We start from the raw sequence: 26070 nt of genomic DNA on the forward strand, positions 1-26070 counted from the left end.
CCCGCCCCCGGGCACGTGACGCTGCCCCTATGAGGTCAGCCCGAATTCTCGCCGTACTGCTGGTCGTTCCGCTGCTCGGCACCGCGTGTGCGGTGACGGGCGGGGACGGGACCCGGACCATGGCCCGGGCGCTGCCGCCCGACGCGTCGTTCACCCACCCCGGGGTGCTGGTCAGCGACGCGCAGCTGAACGCCGTGCGCGAGAACGTCACGGCGGGCAAGGAGCCGTGGCTGACGGCCTATCTGGCGATGCGGGACAGCACGTACGGTGCCTACAAGTACCGGGCCGAGCCGTACGCGAGCGTGGACTGCCCCGGCGGGGACCACGCCGACCGGCCCGCGCACGGGTGCGTCCAGGAGCGCGAGGACGCCATCGCCGCCTACACCCAGGCGCTGCTCTTCCGGGTCACGGGCAAGCGGCAGCACGCCGTGAAGGCGCGGGAGATCATGGACGCCTGGTCGGCGAAGATGCGCCGGCACACCGAGGAGGACGCCGGGCTCCAGACCGGCTGGGCCGGCTCCACCTGGGCGCGGGCCGCCGAGATCGTCCGGCACACCGACGGCGGCGGCTGGCCCGAGGACCGGGTCGCCCGGTTCGAGCACATGCTGCGCACCGCGTACCTGCCGGCCGTCACCCGCAAGGTGCCCGACTACAACGGCAACTGGGACCTGGTGATGACCGACGCGGCCATCGGTATCGCCGTCTTCCTGGAGGACCGCAAGGCGTTCGACCACGCCGTCGAGCGGTTCCGGGAGCGCGTGCCCGCCTACTTCTACCTGGAGAAGGACGGCAAGGTCCCGCTCACCCCCGCCGGATCGACGGTCGGCACCCCGCAGAAGCTCACGACGTACTGGTTCGGGCAGAAGACGTACAAGGACGGGCTCTCGCAGGAGACCTGCCGCAACTTCAAGCACGTCGGGTACTCCGTCGCCGCGACCGCGCACATCGCCGAGACCGCCTGGCACCAGGGCGTCGACCTGTACGGCGAGGTCAAGGACCGGCTGGCCGACACCCTCGACTTCCACGCCCGCTACCAGTCCGGCGAGTCCGCGCCCGCGTGGCTGTGCGGCGGGAAGGTCGACCGGAACATGGGACCGGACCTGGAGGTCGCCCTCAACCACCTGGAGGGCCGGCTCGGCCTCTCCGTCCCCGCCGCCCACAAGCTCGCCGAGGAGAACCGCCCCGCCGGAACCGACGATCTCTTCGTCTCCTGGGAGACCCTCACCCACGCGAACAACCCCACCGACTGAGGAGAACCGCAGGTCAGGAATGTGTGCGACGAGCACTCCGGGAATGGGGTAAGGTTGGTCTCACCGACGCGGGGTGGAGCAGCTCGGTAGCTCGCTGGGCTCATAACCCAGAGGTCGCAGGTTCAAATCCTGTCCCCGCTACTCACGGCTCAGGGCCGGAAGTCATCCGATGACTTCCGGCCCTGAGTGTTTTGCGGCCCCCGGTTTCGCCCGGTCGGTCCACACCGCTCGCCGCCCGGCCCCGCTCCGGGAAATCTGGACCCGTGGCGGAGACGGCGGCGAGGGCGGCGGAAGGGCGGCGCGTCTTAGCCGTACGCCTGCTCCCGGTCCTGCTGATCGTCGCCGGCATCCCCTACGACGTGCTCACCCCGCGGGATTTCACCGCGATCCCCTTCTTCACCGCCGCCCCGCTGGTCGCCGCCCCCGTCTACTCGCTGACCGGCACCGCCGTCATCGGGGCCGCCTCCCTCGCCGCCACCTACGCCGTGCACGTGCGCTTCGGCGACGGCGTCGACCCGGACACCCTCACCGAGACGCTCACCGTGTTCACCGTCGCCGTGCTCGCCGTCGTCCTCAGCCAGGTCCTGCGCCGCGGCGACCGGCTGCTCGCCTCCCAGCGGGTGATCGCCGAGGCGGCCCAGCGGGCGGTCCTGCCGGTGCCCGGGGAGCGGACCGGCGGCTACGACGTCGCCGTGCGGTACGAGGCGGCGCAGCGGGACGCGTTCATCGGCGGGGACCTGTACGCCGTCCAGGACAGCCCCTACGGGGTGCGGCTGGTCGTGGGGGACGTGCGGGGCAAGGGGATGGGCGCGGTGGCCGCCGTCGCCGTCGTCATCGGGGCGTTCCGGGAGGCCGCCGAGCAGGAGGCCACCCTGGAGGCGGTCGCGGGGCGGCTGGAGCGGGCGCTGGCCCGCGAGGGCGGCCGGCGCGAGGGGTTCGACGCCGCCGAGGGGTTCACCACCGCCGTGCTCGCCGAACTCCCGCACGGCGACGGGACCGTGCGGATCGTCAACCGCGGCCACCCGCCGCCGCTGCTGCTCGGCCCGGACGGCACCGTGCGCGTCCTGCGTCCCACCGAGGCCGCACTGCCGCTCGGCATGGGCGACCTCGGCGGCCGGCCCGACCGCGCGGACGAGACCGGCTTCCCCGGCGGCGCCACCCTGCTGCTGTACACCGACGGGCTCTCCGAGGCCCGGGACCGCCACGGCGAGTTCTACGACCCCCGGTCCTGGCTCACCGGCCGGGTCTTCCGCGACCCCGGCGCCCTGCTCGGCGCGCTCGCCGCGGAGGTGCGCCGGCACACCGGGGGAGCGACGACCGACGACATGGCGCTGCTCGCCGTACGGCGGCCCTGAGGCCCTCGCGCAGCCGTTGCTACGGGGGGTGATCGGGCGAGCGCCCTCCGCATAACAACTGACATACCGTCAATACCTGTGAGATCACTGAGGCGCGGTCAACTCGCCCGTTTTTCACCGTCCATGACCCCTACGTCCAGCGGAAAAACGTTAACGATCAACGGGAACGGCTTGGAATACGGGGCCCGGGTCTATTAACGTTCGATAACGCAGCGCGGTCGTCCCAGCCGTCACAAGAGTCGGCTCCGTGCGCACGCGCCGAATCCCGCGAGGGAACCGGGGAACCACCACCTTGGGGTGAATCGCTCGTAAGTCGCCGTGGCAGCACGGCGGTTATACGCGCGTAGGAGACCTTCCTGCTCCGAACCCGTCAGCTAACCCGGTAGGCGAGAAGGAAGGAAAGGAGTACGCCCACGTGGCGTCGAACAGGCCTGCCCCCGAGGCCCCGTACATGCCGAGCCAGCGCTCCGAGAGCGACGTTTTCGGTTACGGCAGTTACCACCACGACGAGGGCCCGCAGGAGGTCTGGAATCCCACCGAGGAGTCCGTCCGTCCGGTACGCGGCAAGCACCGGGTCGCCAAGCAGCGCAGCAACGGCTTCGCGCGCAGCTCCACGGTTCTGGGCGTCGGTGTCATAGCCGCCGTCGGCGGGGCCGGCATGGCCAGCGCCAACACCGGCAAGCCGCCGGTCTCCATCTCCATGCCCGACGTCGTGCCGTCCTTCATCTCCGGCGGCGACGAGGAGCCCGAGGGCTCCACCACCCCGCTCAGCGACCTGGCCAAGTCGGCCACGGCGACGGCCGCGCCCACGGTCACGGCCGCCGGGTACGACGAGGACTCCACCTCCGGCGCCGGCGAGTCGCTGCGCAACCGGATCATGGCCCAGGCCGAGAGCCAGCAGAACCAGGTCGACAACAAGGAGCAGCTCGCGGTCCAGACCGCCGCTGCCGACCAGGTCGCCAAGGCCGAGGCCGCCGCCGCCAAGGAGGCCGCGGAAGAGGCCGCCGACGCGAAGAAGGCCGCCGAGAAGAAGGCCGCCGAGGAGGCCGAGGCCAAGCGTCTCGCCGAGCTCGCCAAGCAGTACACGCTGCCGACCTCGTCGTACACGATCACCTCGACCTTCGGTCAGGCCGGTTCGCTCTGGTCCTCCGGGTACCACACGGGCCTCGACTTCGCCGCTCCCACGGGCACCCTCATCAAGGCCGTGCACTCCGGGACGATCACGGAGGCCGGCTGGGCCGGCTCCTACGGCTACCGCACGATCCTCACCCTCGACGACGGCACCGAGCTGTGGTTCTGCCACCAGTCCTCGATCAGCGTCAGCGTCGGCCAGAAGGTCGCCACCGGTGACGTCATCGGCCGCGTGGGCGCGACGGGCAACGTGACCGGCGCCCACCTCCACCTGGAGGTCCACCCCGGCGGCGCCGAGACCGGCATCGACCCGATGGCCTGGCTGCAGAGCAAGGGCCTGACCCCCTGATCCGTCGCTCCTCCGGAGATGTCCGGCAGTCCTGACGCTCACCCCCCGACGTCAGGGCTGCCGGTTTTTGCGCGCCTTTGCCGACGGGCCGGAATAGGGTCCTTCGCCACCGGGGTTGTCACTGTCCATGACTTCTCTTCGCAAGCTGGGCACGTCCGACCTTGAGGTTTTCCCGCTCTCCCTGGGCGGCAACGTCTTCGGCTGGACCGCCGACGAGGCGCAGTCCTTCGCCGTCCTCGACGCGTACACCGCCGCGGGCGGCAACTTCGTCGACACGGCCGACTCCTACTCGGCGTGGGTGGCCGGCAACTCGGGCGGGGAGTCCGAGACCGTCATCGGCAAGTGGCTCAAGGCCCGCGGCAACCGCGACGACGTGGTGATCGCCACGAAGGTCAGCCAGCACCCGCGGTTCCAGGGGCTGACGGCCGCCAACATCAAGGCGGCGGCCGACGCCTCCCTGGCCCGCCTCGGCGTGGACCACATCGACCTCTACTACACCCACTTCGACAAGCCCGAGGTGCCGGTCGAGGAGATCGTCGGCGCGCTGGACGAGCTGGTGAAGGCGGGCAAGGTCCGGCACATCGCCGCCTCCAACATCTCCCCCGAGCGCCTGGACGCCTCGCTGCGCTTCTCCGAGCGCGAGGGACTGGCCCGCTATGTGGCCCTCCAGCCCCACTACAACCTGGTCTCCCGGGACACCTACGAGGGTGAGCTCCAGGACACGGCCGAGCGCTGGGGCCTCGCCGCGGTGCCGTACTACGCGCTCGCCGCGGGCTTCCTCACCGGCAAGTACCGCCCGGAGGCCACCGTCGACAGCCCGCGCGCCGCCGGCGCCGCCAAGCACCTGGACACCGAGCGGGGCCGCAGCGTCCTCGCCGCCCTCGACGACATCGCCGAGGCCCACCTCGTACCGGTCGCGACGGTCGCCCTCGCCTGGCTCGCCGCCCGCCCCACGGTCGCCGCGCCCATCGCCTCCGCCCGCACCGTCGACCAGCTCCCCGCGCTGCTGAAGCTGGCGGACCTGACCCTGACGGACGCGGAACTCGCCCGCCTCACCGAGGCGTCGGCCTGACCCCCTAGGAGCGGTACGGGTTGTACGACGGGTGCGGTCCCGCCGGCTGCCCGTACCCGTAGGCCTGCCCGTGGCCGTACCCCTGGCCGTACACCCCGGGGATCGGCCACGGGGGCGCGGCCACCGGTACCGGCGGGGCCGTCATCCGGGCGGCGTGGTCCAGCGCGGGCCGGGCCGCGTCCCGCCGGGCCCACAGCTGCTGCAGCAGCTCCCGCTCCCGTACGACGAAGTCGGCGCCGGCGCGGCCGTGACGGCCCCGGTGGCGCAGGAACGCCAGCGAGGTCGCGTACGCCTCGTACTCGGCGACCGCGCGGGCGGCGGAGCGGCCCGCGTGCAGCTTGGCGTACTGGCGGGCGATCCGGCGGGCGCGCATGGAGCCGAGCGCGAAGGGTTCGGCGGGGATGAGCCAGCCGGCGACGGCGTAGGCGGGGAGTTCCTCGCGGACGGTGCGCAGCTCGCGCTGGCGGGTCCACACGACGAGCCAGGTCAGCAGGCCGAACGCCGGGACCATGAAGGCTGCGTACACGGCGAAGAAGCCGAACTCGCCGAACGCCGAGGAGCCGTTCCACAGGGCGTGCATGCCCATCGCGAGCAGCAGCCCGGACAGCGGGAACAGGACGCGGCGGATGTGGTGGCGGTCCGCGGACAGCGCCGCGATGCCGAAGCCGATGCCGGTCAGCACCGTGAACAGGGGGTGCGCGAACGGGGACATGATCACGCGCACGAAGAACGTGGCGGCGGTGACGGAGGCGATGCCGCTGTCGCCGGTGAGCTGGTCGGTGCCGAACGCGGTACCGAGGTAGAGGATGTTCTCGGTGAACGCGAAGCCGGTCGCGGTGACCCCGGCGATCACCACCCCGTCGACGATCCCGGTGAAGTCCCGTCTGCGGAAGAGGAAGAGCAGCAGGACCGCCGCGGCCTTCGCCGACTCCTCGACGACCGGGGCTATGACCGTCGCGCCCAGGGTGTCCGCGCCGGACGGGTCCGCGGTCGCCGTCGCTATCCAGCGGGTCGCGAAGCTGTTGGCGACGATCGCTATCAGCGCCGCCGCGCAGGCGCCCCAGGAGAACGCGAACAGGGTGTTGCGCCAGGGGCCCGGCTCGACCCGGTCCAGCCAGCGGAACGCGGCTATCAGCAGCGGCACGGGCAGGATCGCCAGCCCGAGCCCGACCAGGAAGCCCTCCGTGCCGGTCTGTTCGCGCACGAGGGCGAGGATGACCAGCCCGGACAGGGCGAGCAGGGTGATGAGCGCGCCGTAGCGCACCCATCCGCGCTGCCACCAGTGCGCACGCCGTGGCGCGGCACCGCCGGGGGGACCGGTGGGGTGCGGCGGATACGGCGGAAGGGCGGTCACGGCATCGACCCTAACGAGCGAGGGGTTGTCCCCGCTGTACGCGACGGAACAACAGGTCGTTCACGACATGACCCTTGTCCAGTCCCTGGCCTTCGAAACGGGTCAGCGGCCGGTGGCCGGGACGTGGCGCGAAACCGCCGTGGGCCTGGGTGTTCTCGAAGTCGGGATGGGCCGTGAGCACTTCGAGCATCTGTTCGGCGTACGGCTCCCAGTCCGTCGCGCAGTGCACGATCGCGCCGGGCCTGAGCCGGGTCGCGGCGAGGTCCAGGAACTCGGGCTGGAGCAGCCGCCGCTTGTGGTGCCGCTTCTTGGGCCAGGGGTCGGGGAAATAGACGCGCAGCCCGTCGAGGGAGTCGGGGGCGAGCATCTCGCGCAGCAGGATGATGGCGTCCCCGTTGGCGACCCGGACGTTGCTCAGCCCGCTCTGGTCGGCGAGGTTGAGCAGATTGCCCTGCCCCGGGGTGTGCACGTCCACGGCGAGGATGTTCGTGCCGGTGTCGGCGGCGGCCATCTGCGCGGTCGCCTCGCCCATCCCGAAGCCGATCTCCAGCACCACGGGGCGGGCGTTGCCGAACAGCTCGGCCAGGTCGATCACCGCGTGCCCGTCGATGTCCAGCCCCCACTGGGGCCACAGCCGCTGCAACGCGTCCGCCTGCCCGGCCGTCACCCTGCTGCGCCGCGGCTGGAAGCTGCGGATGCGCCGCTCGAAGTGCGACCCGGCGGGATCGGCCTTCGGCCCGTCGGGGAACCGAGGCTCGCCCTTGCCGCGGGTGTGCCGGACGGAGACGCCGGGAGTGTGCGCGGACGCGTCGTCGGGCCGGGACGCTTCGGGGGTGTTGGGGAAGTCAGACACAGTGCGCCCGATTTTACGTTCTCGACGAGAGGACCACGCCCTGGTGCGCCGCACCACGTCCCGGGGCGCCCGGGGGTGCCCGAGGGCCTCCGGGGAGGACGGTCCCGGCCCGGGGTGGGACCGGGCATCCCTCGGTGCGGCCGGGCGGCCGGGTGGCTTGGCGGCTCGGCGCGGTGGAGCCTGCCGTGGTGCGTGCGGGGTGCCTCCGGCGCGGCGGCCCGTTCCCGGGTGGGGCCGGGTGCTCGCGGCGCGTGGCTCGGGCGACGGTCCTCCTCGGTATGGCGGACCAGGATCAGGCGTTCCCCGGTGCGCTGGGCATTCCTAGGTGCGGCTGGGCGGCCGGGCGGTTTGGTGCGGCGGGTCCTGCCGCAGCGTTTCCGGGGTGCCCCGGTGCGACGGTCCGTTCCCGGGTGGGGCCGGGTGCTCGCGGTGCGTGGCTCGGGCGACGGTCCTCCTCGGTATGGCGGACCAGGATCAGGCGTTCCCCGGTGCGCTGGGCATCCCTAGGTGCGGCTGGGCGGCCGGGCGGTTTGGTGTGGCGGGTTCTGCCGCAGCGCTTCCGGGGTGCCCCGGTGCGACGGTCCGTTCCCGGGTGGGGCCGGGTGCTGCCGGTGTGCCGCCCGTGCGGTGGGGCTCGCCGGTAGGCCGGACCAGGTGCGGACGCTCCAGGGGCGCCGGGCATCCCCAGGTGCGGCCGGGTGGTTCGGGGTGGTGGGGCGCTTCGTGGTGGGGTCGGGGTGTCCCCGGTGTCGGGGTGTTCCCGGTGGGTGGGGGCGGCCTCAGTCCGTGGCCAGAGCCGCCAGTGCCCGGCGGGCCACCTCCCGGCCGATCGGGAGTGAGGCGGTGGCCGCGGGGGAGGGGGCGTTGAGTACGTGCACGGTCCGCGGGCCCTCCTTGATGAGGAAGTCGTCGACCAGCGTCCCGTCCCGCAGCACGGCCTGGGCCCGCACCCCGGCCGCCGTCGGCACCAGGTCGTCCTCCCGTACCGCGGGCAGCAGCCGCCGCACCGCCTGGGTGAACGCCCCCTTGGACACCGACCGCCGCAGCTCGCCGGCGCCGTAGCGCCAGTGCCGCCGGGCGATGTGCCAGGAGCCGGGCCAGGCGAGCGTCGCCCCCAGCTCCCTCGGCCGCACGACCCCCCAGCCGTATCCCTCGCGGGCCAGCGCCGGCACCGCGTTCGGCCCGATGTGCACGCCGCCGTCGATGCCGCGTGTGAGATGCACGCCGAGGAAGGGGAACGCCGGGTCCGGCACCGGGTACACCAGGCCCTGGACCAGCTCCGGCCGCGCCAGCTCGTAGTACTCGCCGCGGAACGGCACGATCCGCATCTCCGGGTCGTCCCCGGCCAGCCGGGCCACCTCGTCGCAGTGCAGTCCGGCGCAGTTCACCAGCGCGCGGGCGCGCAGGACGTCCCCGGTGGCCGTGCGCACGGCGACCCCGAGCGACGGGCGGCGGTCGATGCGCTCGACGCGCGCGCCGTACCGGATCTCCGCGCCGGACGCCTCGGCGAGCTGCCGGGCGACCCCGACGAAGTCGCACACGCCGGTCGTCCCGACGTGGATCGCGGCGAGCCCCACCACCCGGGGCTCGTACTCGGCTATCTGCGCGGCGCCCAGCTCCCGCACCGGGATGCCGTTCTCCCGGCCGCGCTGGACCAGGCCGTGCAGGCGCGGCAGCTCGTCCCGTTCCGTCGCGACGATCAGCTTGCCGGTGACCGCGTGCGCGATGCCGTACTCGGCGCAGAACTTGACCATCTCGGCCGCGCCCCGCACGGCGTACCGCGCCTTGAGCGAGCCGGGGCGGTAGTAGATCCCGCTGTGGATGACCCCGCTGTTGCGCCCGGTCTGGTGCCGGGCGGGGCCGTTCTCCTTCTCCAGCACGGTCACCCGCGTCCCGGGTGCGGCCCGCGTGATCGCGTACGCCGTGGACAGCCCGACGATGCCCCCGCCGATCACGAGCACGTCACAGTCGTGAGCGACCGCAGAACGCACGTGCACCACCTCCCACCTCGATAGTGCACTGTGCCACTGACAACGCGTTCAAACGCCCGAAGGGCCGCCTCTCTAGGCCGGGGCCATCAGCAGCGGCCTCGCCCGCTCGCGCAGCTCCACCACGCGCGGCTCGTCGCCGTACGGTTCCAGGCGGTGCAGCAGGTCCTTGACGTACTCGGTGGTGCGGGCGGAGGAGATCCGTCCGGCCACCTCCACGGCCCGCACGCCCTGCTCGCAGCAGGCGTCGAGATTGCCCGACTCCAGCTCGGCGACGGCCGAGACGACGAGCCGCAGCCCGTGCGAGCGCACGAACTCCTCCGTCGGCTTCGACAGGGCCTGCTCGGTGAAGCGCCGCACCTGGCGGGGCGCCTTGAGGTCCCGGTAGCACTCGGCGGCGTCGGCGGCGAACCGGTCGTAGCCGTAGAAGCCGAGCCAGGACGGGTCGGCGTCGCCGTCGCGGGCCCGCTCCAGCCAGCCCTCCGACGCCTTCAGGGCGGCTCCGGCGGCGTGCGCGTCACCCGCGCGCGCGTGGGCGCGTGCCTCGACCAGGCGGAAGAAGCTCATGGTGCGGGCGGTCGCCAGGCCCCGGTTGCGTTCCACCGCGGCCTGCGCGAGGTCGACGCCCTCGTCGCCGAAGCCCCGGTAGGTCGCCTGGAGGGACATGGAGGCCAGGACATAGCCGCCGAGCGGCACGTCGGCCGCCGCGCGGGCGAGCCGCAGCGCCTGGATGTAGTAGCGCTGCGCGGCCTCCTGCTGGCCGGTGTCGAACGCCATCCACCCGGCGAGCCGGGTCAGTTCGGCGCTGGCACCGAAAAGTGCCCGGCCCACCTCGTCGGAGTAGGAGCCGAGCAGCAGCGGTGCCGCCTCCACCCGTAAGCACTCCGGCACCATGGACGAACGCCAGTCGCCACCCCCGTACTTGGAGTCCCAGCGCCTCGCGTCCTCGGCGGCCTCGCGCAGCTTCTGCACATCGCTGTGGCCGACTTTGAGCGCCGCGGCGGCGCCCCCGTCGGGTCCGACCTCCCGGGCGACCGAGCTGTCGGCCGGGGTTATCAGCCACCGGGAGGCGGGCGTCGCGTAAGCGCTCACCGCGAACGAACCCGCCAGTGACTGCCAGATACCGCCCGTACCGGCACGGCGGCCGGCGAGGTCGAGCCGGTACAGCTCCGTCGCGGACCGGACGGCCTGGCCCACGTCCCTGGGGAAGGCGAGCCCTACTTCCGGTGCGGGATCCGCGTCCGCCAGACCGATCTCGTGGAGCGGTACCGGGCGGCCGAGCTTCTGGCCGATCGCGGCGGCGATGAGGTGCGGCGCGGCGCCCTGCGGCACCATGCCCTTGGACACCCAGCGCGCCACCGACGTCTTGTCGTAGCGAAGTGTCAACCCGCGTTGAGCGCCAAGATCGTTGACGCGACGCGCGAGGCCTGCGTTGCTGATTCCCGCGAGGGCGAGAACGGCGCCGAGTTTTTCGTTCGGCCCGCGTTGCTCCCTGGACATGCGCCACCCCTCGACACAGACGGCTGCCGCGCTGGCATAACCACGCGGCATTCGTAAACCCAGCGTAGTTCGCCGCATCCCAAGCGTTAAGGGGCATTGTTCCGGTTGGCGGGATTGTGGTCCGTACGCGCGTGCGGCCTCCCTACGCACCGTCGTGGCGTGCTCCCGTTGTGTGGCCGTGCGCCCGTGCGTGCGCTCTTCTCCGGCCACACCGGGAGCGGTTCCATGGATCGTGCGTGGGTCGGCCCGCTGTACTGGATCCAGTGGGCTGGGGGATTCCGCCGCCTCCATCCCCGCGGGCGGCGGAACGGTCCGGGGGGCGAACTCCGTTCCCCGGACTGCGCGTTGCCCAGGCGGTGCGCAGAGCCTGTACGGAGCGTGCGCGAGCCTGTCCCCGCTCCACCGATTTGGCCGAAAACCGACCCCTCGTCTCCTGGGCGATTAAGCCTCCCACCACGGAAATTGACGGCGCGAAGGGCGTTCGGGGGGAGCATTCCGGGGGCGCATTCGCGTCGCAGACACCGTGCCCCGTACGGGTGTTCAAGCGTTTGCGGGCAGGTGCGCGGGGCCGGGTCCGACGGATCTCGAGCGGCTCCGTCGGCCCTCCGGCATGCCTCCTTCATGGCAGCATGGTGAACCGGTTCGTACGGTGCACTGGTTGTCCACAGCCTGTGGAGGCGTCCATGCGGTGGTTGGTGGGATGGAGCAGCACCGCAGCGGGAGCAGTCGAGACCGGCTCCGCGGGCGCCCACGGCGGCGACGGCGAGACGGTGCATCCGGTCGGCTCCCACCTGCTGTGGGGCGACCCGGATCCGCTGTGGGCGGTCGGCGACTGGCGCCCCGACGAGGTCCGCGTGATCACCGTCGACCCCCGGACCCGGATCGCCGTCCTCGGCACCTGCGGTGCGAGCGACGAACAGCTCAGGGTCGGCCTGCTCGCCGCGCGCGGCGGGGCGCTGCGCCATCTGACCCACTGGTCGGGCAGCTACACCGCGGTCGTCCAGGTCGGCCGCCGCCTCACCGTCTGCGGCGATCTCGCGGGCGCCCGCCCGGTCTTCTACAGCCCCTGGGCCGGCGGCACCGCCTACGCGACGGCCGCGCTCCCGCTCGCCGACCTCATCGAGGCCAACCTCGACTTCGGGCACCTGGCGGCGCTCCTGGCCGCCCCCGACGTCCCCGCCGCCCTCCACGACTCGACCCCCTACGAAGGCGTACGGCGCATCCCTCCGGGGCACGCGCTGATCCTGCGGGCCGGGGCGCGCGAGATCGCCGGGTACGACCCGGTGGCCTCCCTCGCCGTCGCCGCGCCCGCCGCCGACCCCGACCGCGCCGTGGACGCCGTACGGGACGCGCTCGTCGAGGCGGTACGCGCCCGCCTGTCCGCCCCGCGCCACGTCCCCGGTGCCGACATCGACCCCGGCCCCGTCCCCGGCATGGGCCCCGCCGAGCGCCGCGCCGCGCGCGGGACCCCGGTCCCCGGCATCGGCGCGGACCTCTCCGGCGGCCCGGCGTCGGGCACGCTCGCGCTGCTGGCCGCCGGACTGCCGGGCGCCCCCGGAACCGTCCTCGGGCACGGCACGGGGGCCGGGGAGCGCCTGCTGGCGGTCACCTTCAACGACCTCGCGGTCGGTGGCCGGGAGGCCGAACTCCAGCGCGCGGGCAACCTCGCCGCCAACCCCCGCTTCCACCACGTGGTGGTCGCCGGGGGCGAGGAGACCCTCCCGTACGCCGACCTGGACGGCCCGCTCACCGACGAACCCGGCCCCAGCCTGGTCACCGCGGCCCGCCACCGCGCCCGCCTCGCCTCCGGCAGCGCGGACCACTTCACCGGCTACGGCGCCCGCCAGGTCCTCGACGCCCATCCGGCGCGCCTCGCCGACCTCCTGATGGACCGCAAGCGCCGCCATCTCGTCCGCCCCGTCGCCGCGCTGGCGAAGGCGGACGGCTCGGTGCTGGTCCCCGCGCGCGTGTACGGCGCCGCCCGCCGGCTGGCCCGCACCCCCTACCGGACCGGCCTGGAGGCGCTGTCCGACCGGCTGATGGCCCGCCGCTTCGAGGAGCCCGGCGGGGCCGTGGGAGCCTCCCTCGCCGCCCTCACCTGGGCCAGACCCGGCCCCGCGGCCCGCTGGCTGACCGGCGAGGCCCTCGCTGAAGTATCGGTTCGCCTCCAGGGTGCGACGAACCGCTCCGGCATCGGCCCCGGCCAGCGCCCCGGCGACTACCGCGCGCGGGCCGCGCTCGCCCGGCACGCCGCGGACCTGCGCGTGCTCGAACAGGCCGCCGAGATCCGCTTCCAGCGCCTGCACGCCCCCTTCCTCGACAACCAGGTCGTCCGCGCCTGCCGGGCCCTGCCGGAGGCGCTGCGCGTCCAGCCGGGGGCGCGGGCCGCGATCCTGCGCACGGTCCTCCAGGGCGCTGGCGTCGGCGACCTCCCCCCGGGCTGGGGCGCGCCCTCCCACGCCCCGGCGGCCGTCGCCGCCCGCACCGGGCTGCGCGTCTCCGTGGACTCCCTGATGTCCCTCTTCGGCACCCCGCTGTTGGCCGAGGCCGGTCTCGTCGAGGCCCGCGTGGTGCGCAAGGCGCTCCGCGCGGCGGCGGAGGGCGAACCCCTCCCCCTGGACGGCCTCGCCGACCTCGTGGCGCTCGAACTCTGGCTCCGCCGCCTCCTGGCCCGCCGAGGCACCTGCTGGACCGGCACACCGGCCCGCGCGCGTGCGGTCCCGGCGGGCATCACACCGCAGAGGGGGGTGCTGGGGGCGGGGGCGAGAAGGGGCTGATTCCAACGCCGGGTCAGTCGCCGGGTCAGTGGCTTCAGCCCGTCCGGCGTGTGAGGACGAGGCCCGTTCGGGGCCGATGGCGGCGGCCAGGGGGCAGCGCCCCCTGGTACGGGAAAGGGAAAGGGCGGCGGGGGCGAAAAAAGCCCGCCCGTGCATCCCCCGTCCACAAAGCCCGTGCTCCCCACAGCCACCCCGGCGACAATGACTTGGTGCGGTACAGAATCCTGGGCGTCACCCAGGCCGAGGACGATCACGGCGACGCCCTACCCCTGGGCGGCCCCCGCGTCCGCGCCCTCCTCACCGCCCTGGCCCTGCGCCCGGACACCGTCACCACCCCCACCACCCTGATCGACGAGGTCTGGCCCGACGACCCGCCCCAGGACGCCCCCGCCGCCCTCCAGGCCCTCGTGGGCCGCCTCCGCCGCGCCCTCGGCCGCACGGCCGTCGCCTCCGCCCCCGGCGGCTACCGGCTCACCGCCACGCGCGACGACATCGACCTGTACGTCTTCGAACGCCTCGTGGCCGAGGGCACGGCGGCCCTGCGCGCCGGCGACGCGCGCACCGCCGCCCGCACCCTGGACGAGGCACTCGCCCTGTGGCGCGGCCCCGCCCTCGCGGACCTCCCCGACCGCACCGCCCCCGCCACCCGCCCCGAGGCCCTGCACCTGGAGGCGACCCGCACCCGCGCCGAGGCCCGCCTGACCCTCGGCCAGGCCCGCGAGGCCGTACCGGAACTCACCGAACTGACCACCGCGCACCCCTACGACGAGCCGCTGCACGCCCTCCTGGTCCGCGCCCTGCGCGACACGGGCCGGGGCGCCGACGCCCTCGCGGCGTACGAACGGGCCCGCCGCGCCCTGGCGGAGGGCCTGGGCACCGACCCGGGCCCGGAACTGCGTGCCCTGCACGCCCAGTTGCTCACCCCTGCCCCGGCGGCCCCGCCCCGGCGCCGTACCGGCAACATCCGTCCCCGCCTCAACTCCTTCGTGGGCCGGGAACCGGAACTCGACGCCATCCGGTCCGACCTGCGCGGGGCCCGCCTCGTGACGCTCACGGGCCCCGGCGGCTCCGGCAAGACCCGCCTCGCCGAGGAGGCCGCCGCCGGCACCCCGCAGGCGTGGCTCGTCGAACTGGCGCCGCTGGACCGTCCCGAGGCGGTGCCCGGCGCGGTGGTCAGCGCGCTCGGCCTGCGCGAGACCGTGCTGCTGACCAACGAACTCACCGCCCCGCAGGACGACCCCGTCGCCCTGCTCGTCGAGCACTGTGCCCCGCGCGATCTGCTCCTGGTCCTCGACAACTGCGAACACGTCATCGAGGCCGCCGCCCGCCTCGCCGAGACCCTCCTGACCCGCTGCCCCGGGCTCACCGTCCTCGCCACCAGCCGTGAACCCCTCGGCGTCCCGGGCGAGTCGGTGCGCCCCGTCGAACCCCTGCCCCCTGATCCCGCGCACCGCCTGTTCACGGAACGCGCGACGGCCGTGCGCCCCGACGCCGCGGAGACCGTGCTGCGCGACGGCGACGCCGTGGCGGAGATCTGCCGCCGCCTCGACGGCCTGCCCCTCGCCATCGAACTCGCCGCCGCCCGGCTGCGGCTGCTCACCCCGCGGCAGATCGCCGACCGCCTCGACGACCGCTTCCGTCTCCTCACCTCCGGCAGCCGCACCGTCCTGCCCCGCCAGCAGACCCTGCGCGCGGTCGTCGACTGGTCCTGGGACCTGCTCGACGAGCGTGAACGGACCGTCCTGCGCGAGGTGTCGGTCTTCGCCGGCGGCTGGGACCTCGCCGCCGCCGAGGCCGTGTGCACCGGCCCGGCCGCCGAGCTGATCGGCGCGCTCGTCGACAAGTCCCTGATCGTGGCCGCCCCGTACGAGGGCACCGGCGAGCGCACCGGCGACGGCACCATGCGCTACCGCCTGCTGGAGACGATCCACGAGTACGCCGTCGAGCGCGCCGCCGAGATCCCCGGCCTGCGCGCCGGAGCCGAGCGGCGCCACCGCGCCTGGGTCGACGCCCTGCTCACCGAGGCCGGGCCCGAACTGCGCTCCGCGGGCCAACTCCCGTGGATCTCCCGCCTGGAGACCGAGCTCGACAACATCCGTGCCGCCCTCCACCGCGCCGTCGAGGCGGGCGACGAACGGGAGGCGGGCGGCCTCGTCCTCGCGATGGGCTGGTTCTGGTGGCTGCGCAACTACCGCTGGGAGGCGGTGGACTGGACCGACCGCGTCCTGAGACTGGGCATCGCCCTGGACGGACACGAGGGCGACCCCGTCGACGCGCTCCTCACCGCCCCCGACGGCGAGGCCCACCACCCGCTGCACGCGCTCCGCATGGACGTACGCATGCTGGACCTCCTCCTGCGCTCCGAGATCGAGCCGCTGCGCCACGCGTCGGACACCCGCCGTCTGCGGTACGTCGGCCTGGTCCGCGCCTTCTACGAGCGGGGCGGCCCGCAGGCGGCCCGGATGCCCGGCCTGATCTGGCCCCTGACCGCGTTCTTCATGGCCGGCGCGGGCGCCGGGAGCGAGGGGGAGGACGGCGGCACGACCGACATCCGCGTCCTGATGGACAGCGCGGTCGCCAACGCCCGCGCGCACGGCGGCGCCTGGGAGATCGGCGCCACCCTGATGTTCCGCACACACATGGTCGTCGACTCACCCGGCGGCATGGCCGGCGTGGACGACGACCTCGCGGAGCTGCGCGACCTCAGCCGCCGCGCGGGCGACCGCTGGCTGCGCGCCCAGGTGTGCAGCGCGGCCGGGGAGACCGCGATGGCCCGCGGCCGGCTGGAGGAGGCCGAGGAAGAGTTCGAGGAGGCGCTCCAACTCGCCTACGAGGTCGGCGCGTACACCGAGACGCCGTTCCTGATCGCCCGGCTCGGCGAGATCGCCTACCGCGCGGGCGACCGTGCCGCCGCGCTGAAGGCGCTGGACGAGGCGAGCACCGCCGCCGAACGCCACAACGCGGCCGACAGCCGGGGGTTCGTGCTGCTGATGCGGGCCCACATCGCGCTCGACGAGAAGGAGCCCGCTGTCGCCCGCGCGCTGGTGGAGGAGGCCCGCGCGGAGGCCGAACGGGGCACCCCGCCACCGCAGTTCATGGTGATGCTGAACTCGGTTGCGGCGAGGGTCACGGTCGCCGAGTCGGGCCCCGAGCACGGCCTGCCCCAGATGGCCGCCGCCGTCCGCGAGGCGGTGGAGCGGCGGTGCGCCGACCTCGTCGTGGCGACGCTCCTGGAGGCCGTGGCCTGTCTGCTCTCCGACCTCGGCGACCAGGCCCGCGCGACCCGGCTCCTGGCGGCCGGTGAGCGCTGGCGCGGTGACGGGCAGCTCTCCGTCCGCGAGACCGAGAGCGTCGACCGGGCCGGGGCCGCCGCCCGTGCCGCGCTGGGCCCGGTCCGCTACGGCGTGGAGTACGCCCGGGGCGCCGCCTACACCCAGGGCGACGCCCTCACCGACCTCGACGAGGCCCTGGGCCCGGCTACGAGCAGGTGAACCGGGACTCCGCCCAGTCCGCCAGCATCAGGTCGTCGAACTCGCTGTGCGGCTCGACGACCAGCCGTACCGTCTCGCGCCCGGCGATGTTCACGTGCACCGGCACCGCGCCGTCCCCGCCCTCGACCATCGAGGACTTCCACAGCGGGACCCCGTCGGCGTAGACGGAGAAGTACACCTTCCCGAGCCCGAGCGTCATGTCGTCGACACCGACCAGCGCGTCGTACGTGGTGCACGCCCGGTTGAGGTCGATCGTCACCGAGGACCGCCCGTGGACGGTGACCCCGTGCGCGTAGCTCTTCCCGGCGATCGACACCCCGGACCGCTGCCACGCCCAGCTGCTCTCGCCGATGCGCATCTCGGGCTGCGACCCGTCGCCGCTGACGTCGTACGCCAGCTCGCTCCACTGGTACACGGCCGGGGCGGGCGGAGGCGTGGGCGTGGGAGTCGGGGTCGGGGTGGGCGTCGGCGTCGGGGTCGGTGTGGGGGTGGGCGTCTGCTTCGGGGTCGGCGTCGGGCTGGGGGTCGGCGTGGGTGTGGGGGTGGGGGTCGGCGCGACGACGGGCACCTGCGGCGCGGACGCCTTCCTCGGCGGCGTCGGGGTGGGCGTCGGCGTGGGCTCGGCGGGTTCCACCACCGGCGTGGACACGGGCGCCTTGGCGTCGGGCGTGATCGGCTCGGCGTTGTTGGTCAGCGCGTACACGACCCCGGCGACCACGGCCGCGGCCACCCCGACCCCGATGGCGACCTTCGCCGGCAGCCCCACGCCCTCGGAAGCCGCCGCGCCGCCGCCCGCGCTCGCGCCGCCCGACGAACCGCCCGCCGCGGCGGCGGCACCGGCCGCGCCCGCCGCGCCCGCTCCGGCACCGCCCGCGACGAGCGCCGCGGCCTTCGCGTACCCGGCGGCACCGAACCAGCCGATGACGGCGACGGGCACCACGGCCGGGATGCTGCTCGCGACCTCCTCGATCTGGAGGGCCGCGAGACGGCACTTGGCGCACTCCTCCAAGTGCTTGCGCACCCCGCGTTCGGCCCGGGTGCGCAGCCGGCCGCGGGCGTAGGTGCCCAGCTGGTCGGCGTAGCGGGCGCACTCCTCGTCGTCGGCGAGGGTGGCGCTGACGTGGGCCTGGAGGTAGGCCTGCTTGAGGCCCTCACGGGCCCGGGAGGCGAGCACGCGCGTGCCGTTGGCGTCGAGCCCGAAGAGCGTGGCCACGTCGCTGGGCGATTCGTCCTCGACCTCGGTGTGCCACAGCACGGCCTGCCAGCGCTCGGGCAGCGACCGGAACGCCTGCATCGCCATGGACTGCTCGGCCTCGTGCATCGCCCGCACGTCGGCGCCCAGGTCCAGGGTGTCGTCGTCGGACACCTCGGAGGAGCGCGCGGCCTGCGTCGCGAACAGCGCGAAGTCGTCGACGAGCTGCTCCCGCTTCGCCGACTTCGTCCAGTTCGCCGCGACCCGGCGCACGGTGGTCAGCAGATAGGCGCGGACGGCGTGTTCGGGACCCGAGCCGCCGCGCACCGCCTGGAGCATGCGGGCGAAGACCTCGGCGGTGAGGTCGTCGGCGGTGTGCGCGTCACGGCAGCAGGTGCGGGCGTAGCGGCGCACCGCGTCCGCGTGGCGGCGGTACAGCTCCTCGTAGGCCGAGTCGTCGCCGGAGCGCATCCGGCCGATGAGGTCGGCGTCGGCGGGCGGTGTGTCGCGCGGCGGCGGCAGGACGCCCTCGTCGCGCCAGTCGCGCTGGGGCGGGACATTGCCGTCCGGCGGCGGCAGCGGGCTCGGCGCCGGTTCGCCGCCCAGCGGCCGGGCGGCGCGTCCGCCCTGGCTCGGCACCTGCGGCACCGCGTGGCCGCCGGCCTCCGCGTCACCGTCGCCGTGCGACCCGTCCCGCCCGTCAACGCTCATCGCGGAAAGCCCCCGAAGCCTGCCCAACCGTCCCTACCACCGGGTCAGAGTGCCATATTGGCTTTTGTTCAGGACCCGGAGGTGCGCGGCATCCACTCGTCCGTGGGGTCCGGGCGCACGGCTGTCATAGTCGTCACCCGTTCGGGGCAGGCTCAACTGACGTTTGCCGAACAGAAGTTGGGTGTCGTTCCGGAGATTCCGGACATGCGTGCCGAGGTGCGGGTGCGCGCGGCACCCACACCTCGTGGTCACTCCTTCGAGTCACCGGGTCACGCCAGGTTCACGCGGGCCGTGCCGGCATCGCGCGCCCGGCCAGGTTCACGCGGGCCGCGAACGCAGCCCCTCCAGCAGGATGTCCAGCAGCCGCGCCGAAGCCGCCGCCTGCTGCGCGGCGTCCGGCAGTGAGGGCGCCGCCGTCGCGATCACCAGCAGCACGTCCGCCACGGACACGTCCGCCCGCAGCTCACCCGCCGCCCGCGCCCGCTCCACGAGCTGGCCGACCACGTCGAGCAGCGCCGCCGCCCCCGCGTCGTCCTCCGCGCCCGTCCCGGAGGAACTCTCCTCCGGCACCAGCCGCAGTTCGCCCGTGCCCGGCTGCGTCCGCTGCTGGGGCACCCGCGTCTCGTCGAAGACCGGGACACCCGCCTGCTCGGTGCCCTCGTCGGAGACCCCCACGCGCAGCACCTGCGGCGGCAGCAGCCGCCCGGCGCCCGAGGCCACCGACGTCCGCAGGAAGCGCGACAGCGCCGACCACGGCTCGTCCTCCTGCCCGAGCGCGGTGCGCGCCTGGTCGGTCAGCCGGGAGGTCTCCTCCTCGGCTATCCGCCGGACCAGGACGTCCTTGCTCGGGAAGCGCCGGTACACCGTGCCGACACCGACCCGCGCGCGCCGCGCCACGTCCTCCATCGGCGCGCCGTAACCCAGCTCGCCGAAGACCTCGCGCGCCGCACGCAGCACGTGCTCCAGATTGCGCTGTGCGTCCACGCGCAGCGGTGCCGCGCGACCGTCCCCACGGCCGTTGCCCGCCGCGCTCATCGCTCCGCCACCTGGTGCGATGGCAGACGCGGATGACCAATGAGAGTCCTGAACATGCATAAGCGATCCCCCGGTAATGACGTCTCCCCCCGGAGACACTCCCCGCCATATGAAAGCCGGAGCACGTGGGACAAGCCCGGGACCCGAGCCCGCCCGTCGCGGGCTCGATGAGCGCATCCCCCTACACTCCGTCGACACACGAACATAGTTGAGTGGGAGTCAATTCAGAAGGGGCACGTTCCGCACGGAGCGCCCCCCGATCGGAGTACGGGTCGTATACGTCCCGAATGCACCCCCATCAAGCCCCCGGCGCACACCCGCTGACCTGCATTCCTTCCACACGCGCCGACGATTCGGCCAACCCCGCGCGCGGCAGACGCGCGGTCACACAATGTGCCGAGGCTGTGGACAAACTCAAGCGCCGGGTGCGTCATGGGGTGGTGAAGGAACGTGCGCGCATTCTCGTTGTCGGCGGCGGCTACGTCGGGATGTACACGGCTCTGCGTCTTCAGCGGAAGCTGAAACATGAACTCCGGCGCAAAGACGTCGAGATCACGGTCGTCACCCCCGACCCCTACATGACCTATCAACCGTTTCTTCCGGAAGCCGCGGCAGGCTCGATCTCACCCCGGCACGTCGTCGTCCCCCTGCGCCGCGTCCTCGACCGGTGCGAGATCGTCGTCGGCGAGATCACCGCCGTCGACCACGCCAAGCGCACCGCGACGCTGACCACACTGGCCACGGACGAAGAGGGAACCGGCGCCCGCCAACTGCCGTACGACGAACTGGTCCTCGCGCCCGGTTCGGTCTCCCGCACCCTGCCCGTTCCCGGTCTCGCCGAGCACGCCATCGGCTTCAAGACCGTCGAGGAGGCCATCGGGCTGCGCAACCACGTCATCGAACAGATGGACATCGCCTCCTCCACCCGCGACCCCGCGATCCGCGACGCGGCCCTCACCTTCGTCTTCGTCGGCGGCGGCTACGCCGGGGTGGAGGCGCTCGGCGAACTGGAGGACATGGCCCGCTACGCCGCGCGGTACTACCACAACGTCCGCCCCGAGGACATGAAGTGGATCCTCGTGGAGGCATCGGGCCGCGTCCTGCCCGAGGTCGGCGAGGAGATGGGCCGCTACACCGTCACCGAACTGCGCCGCCGCAACATCGACGTGCGCCTCGAAACCCGCCTGGAGTCCTGTACCGACCGGGTCGCCGTCCTCAGCGACGGCGCCCGCTTCCCGACCCGTACGGTCGTCTGGACGGCCGGCGTCAAACCGCACCCCCTGCTCGCCGCCACCGACCTCCCGCTCACCGGACGCGGCCGGCTCCGGTGCACCCCCCGGCTCACCGTCGAGGGCGCCCCGCACGCGTGGGCCGCCGGAGACGCCGCGGCCGTCCCCGACGTCACCGCTCCTGGCCAGGACACCGCCCCCAACGCCCAGCACGCGGTACGCCAGGCCAAGCTCCTCGGCGACAACATCGCGCACGCCCTGCGCGGCGAGGAACTGGAGACCTACTCCCACCGGTACGTCGGCTCGGTGGCCTCCCTCGGACTCCACAAAGGTGTCGCGCACGTCTACGGACGCAAGCTGAAGGGCTACCCTGCCTGGTTCATGCACCGCGCCTACCACCTCAGCAGGGTGCCCACCTTCAACCGCAAGGCCCGGGTCCTGGCCGAATGGACCCTGTCCGGACTCTTCAAGAGGGAGATCGTCTCGCTCGGATCCCTCGAACATCCCCGAGCGGAGTTCGAACGCGCGGCCGGTGGAAAGGCTCCCGGTGACCCCGACGACGACCCGAAGGGGTCGTCCTGACCGGACCCAGGAACTCCAGCGGCGCGGCAGGCGTCTGACGGATGTCGGCCCGGTCGGTCACACTGCCACACTGATTCCCGACCCGCACGGGTCACCGAACCGCGAGGACCTGGGTCAGGTCCGGAGCCGGCCGAAGACGACGACACGAGGCAAGGATTCGTGAACTTCACGCGCTGGAGCGCCCGGCTCCCCGGAACGCAGCGCCGCGCAGCAGCGCGGACCGACCACGAGCTCACCCCCGACCGTCCGGGAGAGGGCTCGGTGCCCGCGGCCCGCGCCGAACAGCTCACCGACGACGCACCCCCCACCCCCGCCGTCGACGAACTGCGCGTCCGCGAGGTCCTCGACCGTGTCCCGGCGCTCGTCGCCCTGGTCCACGGCACCGACCACCGCCTCGCCTACGTCAACGACGCCTATGTGGCGGCCTTCGGCCCGCGCACCCAGGGCGCCCCCGCGCGCGAGGCCCTCCCCGAGCTGGACGAACTGAGCCTGCTCCCGCTCCTGGACCAGGTCCTGCGCAGCGGCAAGCCCCGCACGGTCAAGTCCCGCAAGGCCCCCGACGGCCGCTCCTACACGTTCACCTGCACCCCGGTCACCGAGGGCGACCTGGGCGGCGTCCTGATCTTCGCCATCGACGTCACCGACCACGCCGAGGCCGCCGAACGCCTCAGAGCCAGCGAACGCCGCCAGCGCGAGACGGCCGTCACCCTCCAGCGCAGCCTGCTGCCCCAGGTCCTGGAGGAGCCCGACGACCTCCGCATCGCCGCCACCTACCAGCCCGGCGGCACCGAGGCCGCGGTCGGCGGCGACTGGTACGACGTCATCACCCTCGGCGGCGGCCGGACCGCCCTCGTCATCGGTGACGTCATGGGCCGCGGCGTCCGCGCGGCGGCCGTCATGGGCCAGCTCCGCACCGCGGTCCGCGCCTACGCTCGCCTCGACCTGCCCCCGCACGAGGTGCTGAACCTCCTCGACGGCCTCGCCACGGAGATCGACGCCAACCAGATCGCCACCTGCGCGTACGCCATCCACGACCCCAACGAGGGCAAGCTGGTCTACGCCTCCGCCGGCCACCTCCCGATCCTCGTCCGCGACGAGAGCGGCGCCGTGCAGAGAGCCGACGAACCGACCGGCCCGCCGCTGGGCACCGGCGGCTGGATGCATTCCTCCGGCTCCATCCCGCTGGGCCCCGGCTCCACCGCCGTCCTCTACACCGACGGCCTGGTCGAACGCCGCAACGAAGACCTGGACGAGGGAATCGCCGCCCTGGAACACGCCCTCTCCGGCGCCACCGGCACCCCGCAGGTCGTCTGCGACCGCCTGGTCCGCTCGGCAGGGGTGACCGCCGACCACGACGACGACGTCGCCGTCCTCGTCCTCCAGCACCCCGCCCGCACCGGCCACGACAGCGACCTCTTCCGCAACGCCGCGCTCGAACTCCTCGGCGGCGTCGAGGCGGCCCCCCGCGCGCGTGCCTTCGCCTCGGGCGTGCTCACCAGCTGGCGGTTCCCGGCGGAACTGCACGACCTCGGGGTCCTCGCGGCGAGCGAACTGGTCGCCAACTCCCTCCAGCACGGCACCCCGCCGATGAGGCTCCGCCTGCGCCGCACCGACCGCCGCCTGATCATCGAGGTCACCGACGGCGACGACCACCTCCCGCGCCGCCGCCGCGCCGAACCCGGGGACGAGTCCGGCCGGGGCATCGCCATCGTGGCGACCATCGCCTCCCACTGGGGATCGCGCCGGACACCGGGCGGCGGCAAGGCGGTCTGGTGCGAGTTCCTGCTCCCCAAGGGGTAGCCCGGTGAGAGCGGGCGAGGTCAGGCGGCGACGGACTCCTGCGGCGCGCCGCCCTGAGCCACCACCCGGCTCCTCGCCCGCCACGGGTGGTCCTGCACCGGCGTGAGCTGCCGGCCCAGCCGGACCGCGAGGTAGGAGATCCCCAGCGAGAACAGCAGGAACGTCACGATGTACGGGGCGTGCAGCGACGCCCCCATCGGACCGCCCACCGCCGGACCGATCGCCAGCGCGAGCTGCTTGACCAGCGCGAACGCCGAGTTGTACTGCCCGGCCATGCCCGTCGGCGCCAGATCGGCGACCAGCGGTGCCACGGTCGGCGACAGCATCGCCTCCCCGAGCCCGAACAGCGCGTACGTGGAGATGAACGCGGCCGTCGCCATGGTCCTGCTGCCGTGCCCGAGCCCCGCGTACCCGGCCGCGACCCAGGCCACGGCCCAGATGATCCCGACCGCGGCGATCACCCGGGACCGCCGGCGCCGCTCGACGAACCGCAGCACGGCGAACTGCGCGACGACGATCATCGCGGTGTTCGCGGCCAGCGCCGTTCCCAGCGCGGAGGTGGAGATCCCGGCGGCCTCGACGCCGTACGCGCTCAGCCCCGACTCGAACTGCCCGTAGCAGGCGAAGAACAGCACGAAGCCCAGCACGCACAGCTGCACCATGGCCCGGTTGCCCAGCAACTGCTTCCAGCTGCCCTTGGCGGACCGCGGCGCCCCCTCGACCCGCGGCGAGTGCGGCAGCCGCACGGTCGCCATCACGACGACCAGCACCAGGAACATCGCCGCCTCGATCGAGAACAGCAGGGTGAACGACGACACGTCCGAGGTGTCGACGAGATGCCCGCCGATGAGCCCGCCGACGCCGAGACCGAGGTTCTGCAGGAAGAACTGCATGGCGAACGCGCGCGACCGCGTCTCGGCCGTGGAGCAGTCCACGATCATCGTCGCGAGCGCCGGAGACATGACGGCCTGCCCGGCCCCCAGGGTCATCGCGGCGAGCAGGACGGCGGTGGCGTTGCCCGCGAGCCCCAGCGCCAGCGCGCCGACGGAAGCGGTGACCAGGGCGGCGAGCAGCACCGGAAGCGGGCCCCGCTGCACGATCGCCCGACCGGCGAACGGCAGCACGATCAACGCGGCCACGGCGAAGACGGCGAGGACGAGCCCCGCCGTCATCGAACCGAGGCCCCGCACCTGCGCCACATAGACGTACAGGTACGGGACCGTGAAGCCGAGCCCGAACGCGCTGAGTGCGTTGCCCACGTGAATCCGGCGCATCGCTGCGCCCATCGCCCTGGTCACGTTCACCTCTCTCAGATAGTTGGAGTCCCTCAGTTCTTACGACCGAAGACTTCAAAGCTAAAGTTCGAAGCTAAAGAGTACACAGAGAAGGACTTCAACGCCAAGCGGTCGCGTGCGATACTGACCGCCATGACGGCCACGGGCGCCACCCCCGGCAGTGCAGGGAGGGAGAGGGCATGAGCAGCGAGCTGACCCTCGAAGAGCAGATCGCCGCCTACCAGCGCGAGTTCCGGGACCTGGACCCCCAGGTCGAGCAGATCGTCTCGGCCCTGTCCCGGCTGAACCGCCGCATGAACGTGGCGTACGGCCGTCAGACCGCGGCGCTGGGCATCAGCAGCACGGACTGGGAGGTCCTCAAGGCCCTCGTCCTCGCCGGCGCCCCGTACCGGATGGGCCCCAGCGACCTGGCCAAGCGGCTCGGTCTGACGCCGGCCGCGATGACCCACCGCATCGACCGCATGGTCACGGAGGGTCTGGTCACCAGGGAGCGCGACGAGACCAACCGGGTCCGGGTCATCGTCGAGCTGACCACCGAGGGCCGCGAGAAGTGGCTGGAGGCGATGCGCCTCGCCACGGTCTTCGAGGAGGACCTGCTCCAGGACCTCACCGCGCAGGAGCGGACCACCCTCGGCGACGTCCTCACCCGCCTCCTGCGCAGGGTGGAGCACGCCCAGCCGGACGCGGGCGGCCGTCTCAGCGATCTCGATTAAAAGATCTTGACAGCGCGGGTTGACATCCCCCTACGCCATCCGTAGAGTTCTTCGGGTTGCCGCTGAGCCGTAACGGTTCGCCGGTGACACCTTCCGCCGCGAGAGCGGCAACTCAAACCACCAGCACTACCTCCCAGCCGGGATGAATTCGGCGTGCCCGAATTCAATTCGATTTGGGGCCGGCCGCTCGATTAGGAACTGCCGGACGGATCCGCTAAGGTTTGAGACGTCGGAACGGCCCAACAGCCGCGAAGGCGAAACCCGCTGACTGGGAGTCAGGCCCGAAAGGATCTGATAGAGTCGGAACCGCCGGAAAGGGAAACGCGGAAGCGGAAACCTGGAAAGCACCGAGGAAATCGGATCGGGAAACGGTCTGATAGAGTCGGAAACGCA

General features: G+C 73.2%; 16 protein-coding genes, 1 tRNA gene and 1 riboswitch. Of the genes, 10 read left to right on the forward strand and 7 right to left on the reverse strand.

Translation table 11 applies throughout. The features are described from left to right. The first annotated feature begins 29 nt into the window (after positions 1-29). The 5 genes from ACIPSE_RS16965 to ACIPSE_RS16985 all read left to right on the forward strand — a co-directional run bounded on the left by ACIPSE_RS16965 (position 30) and on the right by ACIPSE_RS16985 (position 5157). Positions 30-1250 carry an alginate lyase family protein gene (locus ACIPSE_RS16965; protein WP_401663043.1) on the forward strand — a complete coding sequence of 407 codons (1221 nt, stop codon included), beginning with the start codon at positions 30-32 and terminating at the stop codon, positions 1248-1250. A 67-nt stretch (positions 1251-1317) separates the two neighbouring features. Continuing rightward, a tRNA-Met gene (locus ACIPSE_RS16970) sits at positions 1318-1391 on the forward strand. Between the two features lie 122 nt (positions 1392-1513). Continuing rightward, positions 1514-2605, forward strand: coding sequence for a PP2C family protein-serine/threonine phosphatase (locus ACIPSE_RS16975; protein ID WP_401663045.1), 1092 nt, complete (start codon positions 1514-1516; stop codon positions 2603-2605). Between the two features lie 246 nt (positions 2606-2851). Beyond that, positions 2852-3009, forward strand: a riboswitch (cyclic di-AMP (ydaO/yuaA leader). A gap of 11 nt (positions 3010-3020) precedes the next feature. Then, complete coding sequence (locus ACIPSE_RS16980) at positions 3021-4085, forward strand: M23 family metallopeptidase (protein ID WP_401663047.1); 1065 nt, start codon at positions 3021-3023, stop codon at positions 4083-4085. Positions 4086-4212: 127 nt separating this feature from the next. Continuing rightward, the gene (locus ACIPSE_RS16985; RefSeq protein ID WP_401663049.1) at positions 4213-5157 is read left to right on the forward strand and encodes an aldo/keto reductase; all 945 of its coding nucleotides are present in this window, start codon (positions 4213-4215) and stop codon (positions 5155-5157) included. A gap of 4 nt (positions 5158-5161) precedes the next feature. Here the strand turns inward: ACIPSE_RS16985 and ACIPSE_RS16990 are convergent, their stop codons facing one another. From ACIPSE_RS16990 to ACIPSE_RS17005, 4 genes are all read right to left on the reverse strand, one after another. Then, positions 5162-6511: a PrsW family intramembrane metalloprotease gene (locus ACIPSE_RS16990; RefSeq protein WP_401663051.1), complete on the reverse strand. Its 1350-nt coding sequence runs from the start codon at positions 6509-6511 to the stop codon at positions 5162-5164. Between the two features lie 10 nt (positions 6512-6521). Continuing rightward, positions 6522-7364, reverse strand: a complete 843-nt coding sequence (gene trmB / locus ACIPSE_RS16995) for a tRNA (guanosine(46)-N7)-methyltransferase TrmB (RefSeq protein ID WP_401663053.1) — start codon at positions 7362-7364, stop codon at positions 6522-6524. A gap of 779 nt (positions 7365-8143) precedes the next feature. After that, positions 8144-9364 (reverse strand): L-2-hydroxyglutarate oxidase, encoded by a 1221-nt coding sequence (gene lhgO / locus ACIPSE_RS17000; RefSeq protein WP_401663055.1) that lies wholly within the window; start codon positions 9362-9364, stop codon positions 8144-8146. 63 nt (positions 9365-9427) lie between these two features. Next, positions 9428-10852: an MFS transporter gene (locus ACIPSE_RS17005; RefSeq protein WP_401663057.1), complete on the reverse strand. Its 1425-nt coding sequence runs from the start codon at positions 10850-10852 to the stop codon at positions 9428-9430. Between the two features lie 683 nt (positions 10853-11535). Here ACIPSE_RS17005 and ACIPSE_RS17010 point away from each other — a divergent pair. Both ACIPSE_RS17010 and ACIPSE_RS17015 read left to right on the forward strand, forming a co-directional pair. Beyond that, positions 11536-13629 (forward strand): asparagine synthase-related protein, encoded by a 2094-nt coding sequence (locus ACIPSE_RS17010; protein ID WP_401663059.1) that lies wholly within the window; start codon positions 11536-11538, stop codon positions 13627-13629. A gap of 209 nt (positions 13630-13838) precedes the next feature. Then, positions 13839-17120: a BTAD domain-containing putative transcriptional regulator gene (locus ACIPSE_RS17015; protein WP_401663061.1), complete on the forward strand. Its 3282-nt coding sequence runs from the start codon at positions 13839-13841 to the stop codon at positions 17118-17120. On the opposite strand, the gene ACIPSE_RS17020 is transcribed toward ACIPSE_RS17015, so the two are convergent. Next, entirely contained in the window at positions 17107-19023 is a 1917-nt protein-coding gene (locus tag ACIPSE_RS17020) for a sigma-70 family RNA polymerase sigma factor (RefSeq protein WP_401663063.1), read from the reverse strand. The genes ACIPSE_RS17015 and ACIPSE_RS17020 overlap by 14 nt on opposite strands. A gap of 318 nt (positions 19024-19341) precedes the next feature. Further along, positions 19342-20118, reverse strand: coding sequence for a TetR/AcrR family transcriptional regulator (locus ACIPSE_RS17025; protein WP_401663065.1), 777 nt, complete (start codon positions 20116-20118; stop codon positions 19342-19344). 377 nt (positions 20119-20495) lie between these two features. On the opposite strand from ACIPSE_RS17025, the gene ACIPSE_RS17030 reads away from it, so the two are divergent. Continuing rightward, positions 20496-21869, forward strand: a complete 1374-nt coding sequence (locus ACIPSE_RS17030) for an NAD(P)/FAD-dependent oxidoreductase (RefSeq protein WP_401663144.1) — start codon at positions 20496-20498, stop codon at positions 21867-21869. Between the two features lie 159 nt (positions 21870-22028). Continuing rightward, positions 22029-23669: a SpoIIE family protein phosphatase gene (locus tag ACIPSE_RS17035; RefSeq protein ID WP_401663067.1), complete on the forward strand. Its 1641-nt coding sequence runs from the start codon at positions 22029-22031 to the stop codon at positions 23667-23669. Positions 23670-23689: 20 nt separating this feature from the next. Here the strand turns inward: ACIPSE_RS17035 and ACIPSE_RS17040 are convergent, their stop codons facing one another. Then, on the reverse strand, positions 23690-24943 hold the full coding sequence (locus tag ACIPSE_RS17040; RefSeq protein WP_401663146.1) for an MFS transporter: 1254 nt from the start codon (positions 24941-24943) through the stop codon (positions 23690-23692). A gap of 200 nt (positions 24944-25143) precedes the next feature. Here ACIPSE_RS17040 and ACIPSE_RS17045 point away from each other — a divergent pair, with 200 nt between their 5' ends. Then, positions 25144-25677 carry a MarR family winged helix-turn-helix transcriptional regulator gene (locus ACIPSE_RS17045; protein ID WP_401663069.1) on the forward strand — a complete coding sequence of 178 codons (534 nt, stop codon included), beginning with the start codon at positions 25144-25146 and terminating at the stop codon, positions 25675-25677. The last annotated feature ends 393 nt before the right edge of the window (positions 25678-26070 follow it).

The organism is Streptomyces sp. NPDC090106, from assembly GCF_044747265.1.
Classification (GTDB): domain Bacteria; phylum Actinomycetota; class Actinomycetes; order Streptomycetales; family Streptomycetaceae; genus Streptomyces.

What these genes read in the sequence shown, in the direction of transcription:
- ACIPSE_RS17010 (WP_401663059.1), top strand. Translation starts at nt 11,536, where the DNA reads ATGCGGTGGTTGGTGGGATGGAGCAGCACCGCAGCGGGAGCAGTCGAG.
- ACIPSE_RS17040 (WP_401663146.1), bottom strand. Translation starts at nt 24,943, where the DNA reads ATGCGCCGGATTCACGTGGGCAACGCACTCAGCGCGTTCGGGCTCGGC.
- ACIPSE_RS16985 (WP_401663049.1), top strand. Translation starts at nt 4,213, where the DNA reads ATGACTTCTCTTCGCAAGCTGGGCACGTCCGACCTTGAGGTTTTCCCG.
- ACIPSE_RS16965 (WP_401663043.1), top strand. Translation starts at nt 30, where the DNA reads ATGAGGTCAGCCCGAATTCTCGCCGTACTGCTGGTCGTTCCGCTGCTC.
- ACIPSE_RS17005 (WP_401663057.1), bottom strand. Translation starts at nt 10,852, where the DNA reads ATGTCCAGGGAGCAACGCGGGCCGAACGAAAAACTCGGCGCCGTTCTC.
- ACIPSE_RS17045 (WP_401663069.1), top strand. Translation starts at nt 25,144, where the DNA reads ATGAGCAGCGAGCTGACCCTCGAAGAGCAGATCGCCGCCTACCAGCGC.
- ACIPSE_RS17020 (WP_401663063.1), bottom strand. Translation starts at nt 19,023, where the DNA reads ATGAGCGTTGACGGGCGGGACGGGTCGCACGGCGACGGTGACGCGGAG.
- ACIPSE_RS17025 (WP_401663065.1), bottom strand. Translation starts at nt 20,118, where the DNA reads ATGCATGTTCAGGACTCTCATTGGTCATCCGCGTCTGCCATCGCACCA.